This is a genomic window from Arthrobacter sp. TB 23 (assembly GCF_000294595.1).
Classification (GTDB): domain Bacteria; phylum Actinomycetota; class Actinomycetes; order Actinomycetales; family Micrococcaceae; genus Arthrobacter_D.
Genome location: NZ_ALPM01000066.1, coordinates 1 through 13,296 on the forward strand (window position 1 = coordinate 1; position 13,296 = coordinate 13,296).

A 13,296-nucleotide genomic window follows, 5' to 3' on the forward strand; every position below is an offset into this window, starting at 1 on the left:
CCGCCGGCCGGCAGTTGCTCGCTGACGCCGGTTTCGGTGCACCATGAGCAGCCCGAGAGCCAGCACCCCGGACCCCACCCCAAATCACACCCCGGCCCCCACCCCGGCCCCCACCCGGGCGCCCACCCGGGGCCGATCCTCCCGGCGCCCGCCTTCCCCGCGTCGGTCGATCCAGCACGGCATTCCGCGGTGGGTGTTTCTGGTTGCCGGTGTCGGTGCACTGTTTGTCATGTTGCCGCTGGCAGCGATGATCTCGCAGGTGAACTGGGCCGAGTTTTTCTCCCTCATCACGTCTGAATCCTCGGTGGCAGCGCTGGGCCTGAGCCTGCGCACCTCGGCAATCAGCACCGTGTTGTGCGTGATGTTTGGGGTGCCGATGGCCCTGGTGTTGGCCCGCACCGACTTTCCCGGCCAAAAGCTGCTGCGTGCCCTGGTGCTGTTGCCGCTGGTGCTGCCACCGGTGGTTGGCGGCATCGCCTTGCTCTACACCTTTGGCCGCCAGGGTCTGCTGGGGAACAGTCTCCAGGTCCTGGGGATCGACATTGCGTTCTCAACCACCGCCGTCGTGATTGCCCAGACGTTTGTGGCGTTGCCGTTCCTGGTGCTCAGCCTCGAGGGTGCGATCAGGTCGGCGGGCAACCGGTACGAAGCGGTGGCAGCAACCCTTGGCGCACGCCCGGGAACGGTGTTGCGGCGAATCACTCTGCCCCTGGTGCTGCCAGGGCTGATCTCGGGGATGGTGCTGTCCTTCGCCCGTGCGCTGGGCGAGTTCGGCGCCACGCTGACCTTTGCCGGCAGTCTGGAGGGCGTGACCCGCACCCTGCCGCTCGAGATCTACCTGCAGCGGGAAACTGACCCTGATGCCGCCGTCGCGCTGTCACTGGTACTGGTGGTGGTCGCGGTGCTGGTGGTGGGGCTGGCGCATCGGTCGCGCGCGCCCGGCGGAGGTGCGCTATGAGTCTGCTGGCCGATGTGCAGGTGGCGTCGCGCGGGCTGGATGTGCAGCTCACGGTGGGGCAAGGCGAAACGGTGGCCATCCTGGGCCCCAACGGTGCCGGTAAATCGACGCTGCTTGCCGTGCTTGCTGGATTGCTGCGTCCCGACGGCGGCAGCGCCACCCTGGGTGACACTGTCCTGTTCGGCGGCCATACCTGGCTGCCGCCGTACGACAGAGGCGTCTCGCTGCTGGCGCAGGAGCCGCTGCTGTTTCCGCATCTCAGCGTGCTGGACAATGTGGCCTTCGGGCCGCGTAGCCGGGGCGAGGGCAGGGCTGCCGCCAGGGCCGAAGCGCTCCGGTGGCTTCAGGAGGTGGAGGCGGAGGAGTTCGCTGACCGTCGGCCGTCGGAGCTGTCCGGCGGACAGGCGCAACGGGTGGCGGTTGCCAGGGCGCTGGCCACCCATCCTCAGCTTTTGCTCCTTGACGAACCGATGGCTGCGCTGGACATTGCTGTGACACCGGCAATGAGGCGGACGTTGCGACGGGTCCTGACCGGTCGCAGCGCGATTATCGTCACCCACAATGTGCTTGATGCGCTGATGCTTGCCGATCGCACGATCATTGTGCAGGCCGGCGAGGTGGTCGAGATGGGTCCAACGCGTGAGGTCCTTGAACGTCCTCGAAGTGCTTTTGGCGCCGGGCTGGCTGGGCTGAATCTGGTCACCGGGACCAGTGTCAAGGGTGGTTTGGCCACCGTGGACGGGTTGCGACTATCCGCCCTTGCCGAGCAACCGTTGGCGGAAGGCCAGGAGGCGGCAGCGGTGTTCAGCCCTCGTGCGGTGTCGGTGTTTGTCAGTGCGCCGTCAGGCAGTCCACGCAACGTGTTGCCGGTGACGGTCAGTGACCTGGATCAACGCGGCGAGCTGGTGAGTGTCCGGGCCGGTCATCTCAGCGCCGACATTACGGCCGCGGCTGCGGCGGATCTCGACCTGGTGCCCGGCATGCAGGTGTTCTTTGTGGTCAAGTCCACCGAGATCGCGCTGTACGCGAGGTAGCCGCTACTGCTGGGAGTCGCCGTCCGTCGGCTTAGCTGCGTCGTCGGACGTGCCGTCTGCGTCGTCCGGCGTACCGTCGTCGGACGTGCCGTCGTCGTCGCGCTCGTCGAGTTCCTCGTCGAGCTCTTCCTTGCGGAATTCGGTCTCGGGGTGTGGCTGACCTTCGTCGACATACTCCTCGTCGATCTGACGGTGGACTTTGCTGTTCAGCACTTCCACTTCACCGTCGGCCAGGTCGTCAAGGTCCTCCGGGAACGGATCTTCGGGTGCGAGGCGGGTCTTGTCGTTCATCAGGCCAGACTACTTCATCGGCCCAGATTCGTCCGATTAATCGGGACCCTACGATGAGGGCCGTTTGAGCCTTTTCAGCACACCCTTGGGAACGAACGGCGAGATGTCTCCGCCGAGTGAATCGACCTCTTTCAGGAGCGACGACGAAAGATGGGTGTAGCTGTTTTCGGCCGGGATGAAGACGGTTTCGACGCCGGTGAGTTGGCGGTTCATGGTGGCCATGGGCAGTTCATAGTCGAAGTCCTGGCTGGACCGCAGACCCTTGACGATGAGGTTGGCGCCATGTGAGCGGCAAAAGTCAGCCAGCAGACCTTCGCTCATGGGCAGGACTGACACGCCCCGGAGGTACTGGAGGGTTTCGCGGACGCTCTCGAGGCGTTCATCCAGGTCGAACCGGTATTTTTTGGCTGGGTTGTTGGACACCGCTACGATCACCTCATCAAAAAGGCTTGCGGCTCGGGCGATGACCTCCACGTGACCGTTGTGGATGGGGTCAAAGGATCCGGGGCAGACTGCGCGACGCATGGTTCGAATCTACAGTGAAGTGCGCTGCGGTACACCCGGCTGCGGCGGTGCGGCGTCATAACCGCAATACTTGAGTGCATGAGTTCAACTACTTCTTCACTGGTTACCGGCACCGCCACAACCCCTACGCCATGGCAACGGACGGCGTCGGGCGCCAATCTGTTGGCCTCCGATGGGCGTCTCGGTGTCACGATCTTCGAGGAAATCACCATGTTGGCGATGCAGCACGGTGCCATCAACCTGGGGCAGGGTTTTCCTGATGAGGATGGTCCGGCTGAGATTCTTGAGGCTGCCCGTGCTGCCATTGCGGCCGGCGCCAACCAGTATGCGCCGGGGCAGGGACTGCCGGTGCTGCGGGAAGCCATCGCTGCCCATCAGGAGCGGTTCTATGGGCTGACCCCCGATCCCGGCACCGAGATTATCGTCAGCACCGGCGCAACCGAGGGCATTGCGTCAACAGTTTTGGCACTTGCCGGACCCGGTGATGAGGTGCTCACCTTTGAACCGTTCTATGACTCGTATGGCGCGACGATCGGCCTCAGTGGCGCCACCCACACCACTGTTCCGTTGTCGGCTCCCGATTTTCAGCCCGATCTGGACGCACTCGAGCGGGCTGTCAACGCCAATACCCGGATTATTCTGCTCAACAATCCGCATAATCCCACGGGCACCGTGTTTACGCGCGAGGTGTTGCAGAAGATCGTCGATCTTGCGGTGAAGCACAACTCGGTGATCGTGACCGACGAGGTGTATGAACACCTCACCTTCGGCGTCAGGCATGTGCCGATTGCGTCGTTGCCGGGCGCTGCGGACCGCACGCTGACCATTTCCTCGGCAGGGAAGACGTTCTCGGTCACCGGCTGGAAAATTGGGTGGATCAGTGGGCCACGGGAACTCATTTCGGCGGTCCGTACGGTAAAGACTTTTCTGACCTACAGCTCCGGGACTCCATTCCAGAGCGCCGTTGCACACGGTTTGGGTCTCGACGACAGCTTCTTCGAGACGACCGCAGCAACGCTGCAGCGTAAGCGGGACATTCTCAGTGCCGGCCTTGAGGCTGCCGGATTCGATGTCTTCACACCCCAGGGCACGTACTTCGTGAACGTCGACGCAGCGCCGCTGGGAATTTCGGATGCCACCGCGTTGGCTCGGCGGTTGCCCGAACTGCTGGGGGTTGCGGCTATTCCGGTGGCTGTCTTTTGCCATCCCGACGGCGCCGCACGGACCAGTTCGTTGCTCCGGTTTGCGTTTTGCAAGAAGACCGAGGTGCTCGAAGAAGCAGCTGACCGTCTGTCGACGTTGCGGTCGCGGCTGTGAAGGGTGTTGAACTGGGCGCCGACGAAGATGGTGCTGTGCCCACCCTTCATTTGGCCGACATTGGCCAGCTAGCCGAAATTGATGAAGACTCATTCACCGAGGGCGCTTACATTCTCAGTATTGGCGGTGCCCAACAATCGCATGTTGATCTGGGGAATCCCGGACATGTCTTTTATGAGTATCTGCGGCGTATTGCGAACGTCCTGGATATCTTCAAGCCTGCCGGTAAGCCAATTCGGGTGTTGCATCTCGGTGCTGGCGCGTTGACGTTGGCGCGCTATGTCCAGGCGACGAGGCCAGGTTCTGAGCAGGTTGCGGTCGAACTGGAACGGGAGTTGTTGGACTTTGTGCTGGAGCATCTGCCGCTGCCTGCCGGCACCAGGTGTTCCCTGGTGATCGAGGATGCCCGGGCGGCGCTCGACAGGTTTGAGCCAGGCTCGTTTGATGCAGTGGTGCTCGACGTGTTTGCCGGCGATGATGCTCCTGTCCATCTCACCGATCAGGCGTTTTATCAGGCGTTGACCTCGCTGGCGGCTCCGGGCGGAGTTGTTCTCGTCAATGTTGGGGACGATCCCCCGCTGACTTTTGCGCGTGCCCAGGTTCGTCGGTTGCAGGAGGCGGCCGACGACGTCGCGGTGCTGGCTGATGCGGGAATGATCGGAGGGCAACTGGCTGGGAATATCGTGCTGGTGGGAACCGATTCGGTGTGGCCAGCCGAGTGGTCGGCTCCGCTGGTAGCGGCGGGTCCGCATCCGGGTGTCGTGGTGACCGGTTCCGACCTGTTTACATTCTCATCGGGGCCACAGTAACGCCAGGGCATGCATTATCCTATTCATCCGGCCGCAATACGAAAGCAATAAATGCGCTAATTTAATGTGCGCTATCGAATAGCTTTTATCGGCTGTTTTTTCATTCATTCAGCAGTACCGTTGGTGCATAGACCACGTGTCATGCGGTGTTGATCCTGTTGCCACCGCTGATTGCTACAAATGGAGGAACCATGACTACCGAAGTTGCGAGCGTTTCAGAGTGCAGTGTGGACTCCTGCTCCTTCAATCACGACGGCTGTACTGCCTACGCGATCACTGTCGGTGGTAGCCGCGATCATGCATCGTGTTCGACGTTCATCGACACGTCGGCGACCGGTGGTTTGCCGATGGTATTGGCTCACGTCGGTGCTTGTCAGCGCACCGAATGCACGTTCAACGACCACCTGATGTGCGGCAAGACCAATGTGACCATTGGCCACGGCGCTGACACTGCTGATTGCCTGTCCTACCAACCGCAGTAGGACCTCGCTCCAAGTTTCACAGCGTCTCTCCAAGTTTCACAGCGTCACAGACCCGGTTGTCCACTAGGACGGCCGGGTTTGTGCATGAGCGGGGTTGTTCCAACCGACATCCTTCGGACCGTTCCGGTCGCCGTCGGGCGCGGATGAGAGTTCTCTCATCCGGGGCTCACGAACGTCCCATAGGTGACTGACTAGATAGAGAACCTGCGGCAGTTACTTCACCGCGGGGGAAGATCGGTCACCACCATGGAAATACATGTGTCTCAGACGCACTCGTTGGAGGAACTGTCCTCGACCGAGCACTCTTCCGAAGAACTCCGTGTTGTGCTCTATTCGCATGAGGCCCTCCGGTCCCAAGGCTGGCCCACGATGACCCTGGCCCTTGCACGCTTGTGTCAATGGTTCGCGTCGCTATGGCCAGCAAGGCTCCGACTGGTGTCCCTTAGACCGCGGCCTCGGTCGGTTCTGCGAACCATAGCTTGGTTTCGCCATACTTTTTTTCGGCAAACCGTTCCAGACCGGCTGGCCATTCAGGTTCCTGCGAGCGCGATGAGCGTTCCAGCACGATAACAGCGCCCTCTGCCAGGTGGGGAACCAGGGTTTCAAGGATGCCGGTCAGTGCGTTGTTTTCTACCGGATAGGGAGGATCCATCAATACGAGATCCCATTGATCCGACGGAAGAGCCCGATCCAAGTAGGTTTCTACCTTGAGGTGATGTACCCGGACAGTCTGGTTTTTGAGGGTTTTGTTCACCAGATCGGCGTTGGTCCGGCTGACTGCCGCGGCTTTGTCGGCCGATTCCACCAGGTCAACGATCTTCGCTCCGCGGCTTGCGCTTTCGACGCCCAGGGAGCCTGAGCCAGCAAAGAGGTCGAGTACTCTGGCATCGGCGATGACCTCGTAGGCGTCGAGACGAGAAAACAACGCCTCTTTGACCCGGTCAGTGGTGGGCCGTGTTGCTGTGCCCGGAACACTGAATAGAGGTATGCCTCCAGCGGCTCCGGCGATAATTCGACTCATGTTTCAACTGTATCGACATGAGGTGGGACGTTTGGCCACCGATTTTTGTCTGCCGAAAATGGCGGCGATATGGCTGCGCCCGGATTGGGGCGCCCATCAGGTTGCTGGTGGGTGCTGTTGCGATCGGATGTACAGACCATAAGCGGGTGCGGTGGACCTGCCATAGATGGCAAACCGAGGGCTTCCTATCCGCTCGTATCCTGCAGCACCTCCAACATAAGCCGGTGAAACTCGGTTGGCTGCTCCCACATTGGTCGGTGCCCTGAGGTCTCAAACACACGTAGTTCCTTGGAGGGGGCGGTCAGCACTTCGTACCACTCTTGCGCGAGGACGGCACGGCCAGGAGCCTCGTAACGCCCCTGCGCCAGATACACGGGGATATCCAGGGTCGTCACCTGTTCTCGAAAGTCAATCTCTTGCAGCTGCGGATAGAGCGCAGCGAAAACGTCGAGGGTGGCGCCGAGGTTCCGGACCTTCTCAACGTTGGAGTACTCCTCAACAAAAAGCCCTTCGGAATTCTGACCTGAACCCTCCGCGTTCGGCGTTCGGTCGTACGGATGAACCAATTGCTCGGTTCCGATCGCCGGTTCGTAGCCCCTGATGTCGGTGTAGGGCGGCGGACCGTACGCTTCAAGCGTGGTCGCCAGCCCGACGTCGCCTGTGGTGCGCGCCCACTCCAGCGCATCCTCATAAAAGATGATGTCAGTGGCACGCTGGCTCACCATTTGGCCGACGCCAACGAAGGCCTGGTAGAACTGCGGTTCACGATCCGCAAGGAGGACCCCGAGCGTTGAACCCCACGATTGTCCCACCAGGTAGATACGGTCCTGGCCGAACCGCTGGCGAAGATACTCAGTGACAGTTAGTGCGTCGCTAATTGCGTTCTCCAGCGTGAGGGTTGACGCCGGCTCGAACTGGTCCATCGACTTGCCGGTGCCTCGCTGGTCGAGGGTCGCGACGACAAAATCCTCCTCCAGGGCTTCCCCGTGGTTACGCATCGCTCCCAATTCGGTTCCTCCGGGACCTCCCGCAAGGAACAGGAGGACCGGGTTCGTATCGCTGCGTCCTCGGATCATTACGCTCAGCTGATGATCTCCGACATCCACACTTGCGAACTCGGAGACGCTTCCCGGCACGGGTGTGCCGTCCTCGGCCAAGATAGCGTCTGTGGAGCCCGGCAAGGCGACGAAGAAGCCGAGTAGAAGAACGAACACGCCGGTCAGGGCCGTCAGCCCACGGAGCAGGACTGTCCGTGTCCGCCGACGAATTGGAGCACTAGGATCCTGGCTCTTGCGCTGCACTCTCCGCCGTTCGAGCGCAGCACCCAGGATTGCGCCAAACATCATCGGGATCAGCACCAGAAGGCCGTGGAACCCGCGTCCGGTAACAAACGCGACGACGCCGTAAATCGAGTTGAGCTGAATTTCGTCCACGGTTGGGCCTTGAACACCTGCACGGACGAGTTCGAACGATACGAGGAAAAGTACTGGCGCAATAAGAACCGCCCACTGCGAGCGGAGAGCGACGCCGCTGGCGGTGCCGACCAGTAGACTCATCGCCACAGTAGCTACGGCCTCGACCTCCGTCAGTGGGCCTCGGGGAGTCAGCCAACCGGCCATCAGTGCATACCCGACCGTCACAGCCACAGTGGCTGCGAGTCCTACCCACGGTCTATCGAAGATGGTGCTCAGTCGGCTCGGCTCGGCCGGGACGGTCGGGGACGGCGAACTGGTTCGCTGCTCTTTTGACATATCCGTGGCTTCCTGGAGGGGGATCCTCATCTTTCCTGGAGGGGTGATCATCGTCTAGAGACCAAATGCCGTCAATCCGGAGTCTGCGGCCCCCACCGATTCACCCACTCTTCATTCGACCGCTGTCCCAGCCGACGACATAGAGTCGAAGGTCCCGCGGTGCCGAGCAAGAACCCGGGTGTCCCCGGCGGTGCCGAGAGAACCTGTCGCCAGTCGCTAGTCGCCAGGACCCAGGAACTCAAAACTCGACACTCGACACTCGACACTCAATGACTGTGGATGCTATCGCTTCTTGGCGTCGCTATGTGATCGCTTCGTGGCGACGCTATGTGATCGCTCGTTGTCGTATCAGCGACCCGTATGCCGATCGGCTTGTGGTCGCCCTGCTCCAGGGCCTTGGGTACATCAAGGAGGCATCGACGGTCGAGCTGCCATGTGAACCCAGTTCGAACCACAGAAGTGGTTTCCGTTTGAGTTGCAGCCATCATGGTGAGTATTCGATGCCCAGCTGAGGCCGAATCAGCGCCTTCAGGATGCTGGCACCGCAGATGTTCTGGGCAGGAGGACGGGGCAGCGTGTCACCCGGATTCGACTCCGTGAGACGCCTGCCGCCGTTAGCGCGGTGCCGTGTTCGCCGCCCGGCAGTTCACCATGGCCGAAATCGCCCACTCCCGCGTTGTAACTCCCCTGCCCATCTACCCGCAACAGCCGTTCCACCAAGACCGGGCTGGAACGTCCTTAACGCCAAAGGCTGCACGGATACCACTCAACGTAGGACGCGCTTCGACAGAGTTCTGGTGGAACGTATGACTGTGCTCCATGAGCATCACAGGTGTCTTCGGACGACCCGCCTTCAACATGTCGACCCCAGGGCCGGATCATTCAGCAGCGCGCGTTGACGATGGGTCAGGTCGGGGCCATAATCGCCCTATTGAGCCAAGACACGCGGGCGCGCTCCGCAAGGACCTATTCCCTGGTGGCCAGTGCCGGTGGTGGTTCCTGATGCAAAGGGAGGTCCCCGGTCATGGCCGAATCCAGAATCAAGCACCGGAGCGTTGAGGAGCGGATCGCGAAGGGCAAGAGTTGCCGGAAGAAAACGCCGGTCTCCAGCCCAACGGGGTGGGTTCCCGATCCCGGTCGGCCGGATCCGGTCGCGCTCCTCGAGGAGCAGAACCGCACCCGGGAACAGGACCTTGTGCCGGTGCGGCACGGCCGGATGCTGGCCTCGCCGTTCACCTTCTACCGGGGTGCGGCCAAGATCATGGCCGCTGATCTGAAGGACACTCCACGGGCCGGCCTGATCACCCAGCTGTGCGGAGACGCCCACCTGTCGAACTTTGGCGTATTTGCCTCGCCGGAGCGGAACCTGCTCTTTGACCTCAATGACTTCGACGAGACGCTCCCGGGACCGTTTGAATATGACGTCAAGCGCATGTCCGCGAGCTTCACCATCGCTGCCCAGAACAATGCCTTCACCAGGACAGAAACACACGATGTGACGCTGACCGCGGTCCGGGCCTATCGGGAAGCGATGGCCGAGTTCGCGCAAATGCGCACTCTGGACATCTGGTACGCCCAGCTATCCGAGGAACAGCTACTGGAAACCATCAACATGGCTGCGTCGACGCCCAAGGGCAAGACCCTCAAGAAAGCCGAGGGCCTGGAGCAGACGGCGCGGAAAAACATCGCCAAGGCCCGCACCCGGGACAGTCTGCAGGCCCTCTCCAAGCTTGGCGAACTCGTGGACGGGAAGTACCGGATCGTCAGTCAGCCGCCGATAGTCATCCCGGCCCGGGAGCTGGGCGGATCGCTCGGCATGTCTGCCGATGAACTTGAGCACGTGATCAGCGAGCAGCTCCGTTCCTACCGGGCCACACTCCAGGACGACCGGCGTCACCTGCTCGAACGGTTCGAAGTCATCGACGTCGCCCGCAAGGTTGTCGGCGTCGGCAGCGTTGGCACCCGGGCGTTCATCGCTTTGCTCCAGGGGCGCGATCAGGAAGACCCGTTGTTCCTGCAACTCAAGGAGGCCACGCAATCCGTGCTCGAGGACCACTTACCTAAGAGCAAGTTCAAACAGCCGGGCGAGCGCGTGGTGCAGGGGCAGCGGATGATGCAGGCAGCAAGCGACATCTTCCTGGGGTGGACCAAGGGCGCGCAGGAAAACCGGTACCTGTACTGGCGCCAGTTACGTGATATGAAGGGCTCAGCCGTCGTGGAGGGAATGAAACCGCTCAACATGACCATCTACGCCGGAATCTGCGGCTGGACCCTGGCCCGGGCGCATGCCCGCTCCGGTGACCCGGTCGCGATCGCTGCCTATATGGGCAAAAGCGCTAAATTCGACGTGTCGATCACCGACTTCTCCGAGCGCTACGCGGACCAGAACGAGCAGGATTACCGGGCCTTCGCCAACGCGGTTCGTTCCGGACGATTGGAAGCCGTCGAGGGCCTCTAGGCCGACCGCAATTTGCCAGCGGACGCGCGCATGACGTCCCATGCACTGCTCAGCAAACCACAACGCCTCATAAACGCACTCGTCATGGACGAGCGGCTTCTGTAGGCACGAACGGACAACCTTGATCGTCAGGACCAGACCCAGTGGCTTGAGGGCACGGCTGCGGTGCCGGCCCTCATGGCGCAGATCTGATCCACGATCTGGTCTTGCAAACGGGACTGCCCCGACGAGCAAGTGGAAATTCGCTGGCAATTGAAGCCCCTCGGCGGCGAAGCCTAGTAAGTCAGACGGCACATCAACCCGAGACCAACGGATTGCGATCCTGCTGATGGGGATGATCCCGGTGATAGTGGTTCTGTCGAGGTCTCTGCGCCGGATCGATATACCGCGGTGGAATAAACCACGGAATCCGGTCCCTCACCTCGATCTTCCATTCATCTTGGTGAACCAGATGGTGATGCCTGGTGCAAAGCAAGACTCCGTTATCCGCCGTGGTCGGTCCACCTCTACTCCACGGAAGGATGTGATGGCCCTCGGTCCAGGGCGACGGCATCATGCAATCCGGAAAAGCACATCCACCATCCCGCGCGGCCAATGCTTTACGGATAGTGGGAGGAAACAAACGATGAGGATTCCCCACATCGAGAACCTGGCCTTGCGTTCCAAGCACCACGGGTAAGACATTCGCATCGCAGGCAATCCGACGAATCGACCGAGCACTGATCAAACCGCCAAACGCTGCATGACCAGCTCTACCGACATCGGCCACCAAGTCCTTGTAGTTGATGGTGACCAACACCTGCGGCCTCATCCCTCCGGCATCGGAAAGCTTGCTGCTAGCCAAGGCAATTCGACATGCACCCACCAAGCCATCCAGCAACTGCTGCGCCCACGTCGACCGATCAAGCTCATCCTCCGGAATGGCCCCTGCTCCCTGAGCAGCTGAATCTCCGGATGAACCGAACAAAGTCGCCTCAGCGTTCGAAGAATCCACCCCGGCACCAGACGGCTGTGCGCCGGCGTCTACACCCCCATCTGTGCCCGCACCTGCACCTGCACCTGTCCTTGTACCTGCACCTGCACCTGCACCTGCACCTAAAGTCTTATCCACGCCACCCAACTTTTCTGCTTCAGCAGCCGACAGTCCTGCCCTGGCCCTTGGGTTGGTGGCTGAATACATCACCGTGATCAGGTCTTCGAACTGTTCGTCGGTCGCTGAGATCTCCATGAAGTGCAGACCATGACGCTTACCCCTAAGAAAGACTCCCTGCCGCGCCCGCAAAACCTCTTCGGTTGGTTCAGAGCCATCAGGGTTGAGCAAACTTTCCCACCGCTGAATCAACACCCTGAGCACATCCAGATCCGAGACAACTGCCTGCCGAGTCAGAGTGGCCTCCATCTCGTCCAGATCCTTGGACGAAGCAAACGGCTTGACTCTTTCCATGGCCGAACTGATCAGGGTGGCAGCCTGGCTACTGACTGCCGATCGAGCAATCGCAGCCCCAAGATATTCAAGCCGAGGAGCAAGCGGCTGCCCATTCAACTGAACCGTGGGCAAAACCTGGCCAGATACACGAATCCGCCGCTTCGCATCACTCTTGCTGATTCGCAAAGTGTTCCGAAGATACTCGGCGTTGTCTCTGCACCCCGTGCGGTTCAGCGCTCCCTTGGGCGAATCACCGTCGGATACTCCCAGACTCATCCGCTGGTCGGACTCTCCGACTACTGCGACATTCTGATGTTCCACCGCGTGCGCGGCAATCAACTGGAGTTGCTCAGCAGTTCTGGCGACCTGTTCGATAGCCACCGCGATTTCGGCAAGTTCACGGGTGGGCATGACCAGACTCTCCGAACGAAAAGAGTCAGCAATCCCCGACAGTTCGGTGTTCAACCAGGCGAGATACCGAGGAGTATCGGTCTGCTGCTCGAAAGGGGTGATTGCCATGGTCCAATTTTATCGAACATGGATTCGAACGATCTAGCGACGGGGGCCAATGTGGAGAAGGAGTGGCCACTAATCCTCCACACCTTCAGTACCTGTCACCGGGCGCTAAGGAACGGAGCACGCTGATGCCGAACAACACCCAGCCGGTGCCCACACCAAAATGAGCCAAACCGCCATAGATTCTGTAGCCGCCCATCGGATCTGTAACCTCACTCGGTACCAAAGCCCACATAAAAGCAAGCAGAAGGATCAATCCAATGACCAGCAACAGGTAACGGCTCAACCTGCCAATCCGCGGATTATGCCGGATTCCGATTGCGGTAACAATCAACCCGATTCCAACGACCGGGACAAAGAACGGTGCACCCAACGCCTGAATGGCCAGGTCGATCACCGCCGGAACCACAAGCCCGATCAGCATTAGTACATAGCCGACCCGCGTAAGCCGACCCGCTGTCAGCTCCAAACTCGAGGAAAGAAAGACAAGTCCAGCAGCAATCAGCAGATTAGGGATGCTGCCCAGCAACATCCCCCAGAACAGCATCGATCCGCCCAGAACAGACCGATCCTTGTTGTACGAAGTCGCACCATGCGCCGTGGTGAAGATCAGCCAAAGAATGATCACGAGCAGACCGCCCAGAACTATGCAGCCGCTACCCCACCCCAATCGCACTGGAGTCGCAGTTATGCTCATGCGGCCAACAA

General features: G+C 60.7%; 12 protein-coding genes. 6 read left to right on the top strand and 6 right to left on the bottom strand.

All coding sequences use genetic code 11. The features are described from left to right. Positions 1-229 precede the first annotated feature (229 nt). Both B384_RS0109850 and B384_RS0109855 read left to right on the top strand, forming a co-directional pair. Entirely contained in the window at positions 230-958 is a 729-nt protein-coding gene (locus B384_RS0109850) for an ABC transporter permease (protein WP_237715282.1), read from the top strand. After that, positions 955-1,992: a sulfate/molybdate ABC transporter ATP-binding protein gene (locus B384_RS0109855; RefSeq protein WP_019482947.1), complete on the top strand. Its 1,038-nt coding sequence runs from the start codon at positions 955-957 to the stop codon at positions 1,990-1,992. Before B384_RS0109850 ends, B384_RS0109855 begins: the two co-directional genes overlap by 4 nt. Before the next feature lie 3 nt (positions 1,993-1,995). Here the strand turns inward: B384_RS0109855 and B384_RS18485 are convergent, their stop codons facing one another. Next, a complete protein-coding gene (locus tag B384_RS18485) occupies positions 1,996-2,283 on the bottom strand; it encodes a hypothetical protein (RefSeq protein WP_019482948.1) in 288 nt (95 codons plus the stop codon). 48 nt (positions 2,284-2,331) lie between these two features. Next, entirely contained in the window at positions 2,332-2,808 is a 477-nt protein-coding gene (gene coaD / locus B384_RS0109865) for a pantetheine-phosphate adenylyltransferase (protein ID WP_019482949.1), read from the bottom strand. 78 nt (positions 2,809-2,886) lie between these two features. Here coaD and B384_RS0109870 point away from each other — a divergent pair, with 78 nt between their 5' ends. From B384_RS0109870 to B384_RS0109880, 3 genes are all read left to right on the top strand, one after another. Further along, positions 2,887-4,125 carry an aminotransferase class I/II-fold pyridoxal phosphate-dependent enzyme gene (locus tag B384_RS0109870; protein ID WP_035766906.1) on the top strand — a complete coding sequence of 413 codons (1,239 nt, stop codon included), beginning with the start codon at positions 2,887-2,889 and terminating at the stop codon, positions 4,123-4,125. Further along, positions 4,122-4,934, top strand: a complete 813-nt coding sequence (locus tag B384_RS0109875; protein ID WP_019482951.1) for a fused MFS/spermidine synthase — start codon at positions 4,122-4,124, stop codon at positions 4,932-4,934. The genes B384_RS0109870 and B384_RS0109875 overlap by 4 nt, the downstream gene beginning before the upstream one ends. A gap of 191 nt (positions 4,935-5,125) precedes the next feature. Then, entirely contained in the window at positions 5,126-5,416 is a 291-nt protein-coding gene (locus B384_RS0109880) for a DUF1540 domain-containing protein (RefSeq protein ID WP_019482952.1), read from the top strand. Between the two features lie 442 nt (positions 5,417-5,858). Here the strand turns inward: B384_RS0109880 and rsmD are convergent, their stop codons facing one another. Then, positions 5,859-6,437, bottom strand: coding sequence for a 16S rRNA (guanine(966)-N(2))-methyltransferase RsmD (rsmD, locus tag B384_RS0109885; protein WP_019482953.1), 579 nt, complete (start codon positions 6,435-6,437; stop codon positions 5,859-5,861). Positions 6,438-6,622: 185 nt separating this feature from the next. Then, positions 6,623-8,188 carry an alpha/beta fold hydrolase gene (locus tag B384_RS0109890; RefSeq protein WP_192813082.1) on the bottom strand — a complete coding sequence of 522 codons (1,566 nt, stop codon included), beginning with the start codon at positions 8,186-8,188 and terminating at the stop codon, positions 6,623-6,625. Between the two features lie 1,024 nt (positions 8,189-9,212). Here B384_RS0109890 and B384_RS0109895 point away from each other — a divergent pair. Continuing rightward, positions 9,213-10,646 carry a DUF2252 domain-containing protein gene (locus tag B384_RS0109895; RefSeq protein WP_019482955.1) on the top strand — a complete coding sequence of 478 codons (1,434 nt, stop codon included), beginning with the start codon at positions 9,213-9,215 and terminating at the stop codon, positions 10,644-10,646. Between the two features lie 295 nt (positions 10,647-10,941). Here B384_RS0109895 and B384_RS18490 read toward each other — a convergent pair whose 3' ends face one another. Continuing rightward, positions 10,942-12,591: an HNH endonuclease signature motif containing protein gene (locus B384_RS18490; RefSeq protein ID WP_019482956.1), complete on the bottom strand. Its 1,650-nt coding sequence runs from the start codon at positions 12,589-12,591 to the stop codon at positions 10,942-10,944. Between the two features lie 85 nt (positions 12,592-12,676). Further along, entirely contained in the window at positions 12,677-13,216 is a 540-nt protein-coding gene (locus B384_RS0109905; RefSeq protein ID WP_019482957.1) for a hypothetical protein, read from the bottom strand. Positions 13,217-13,296 lie beyond the last annotated feature (80 nt).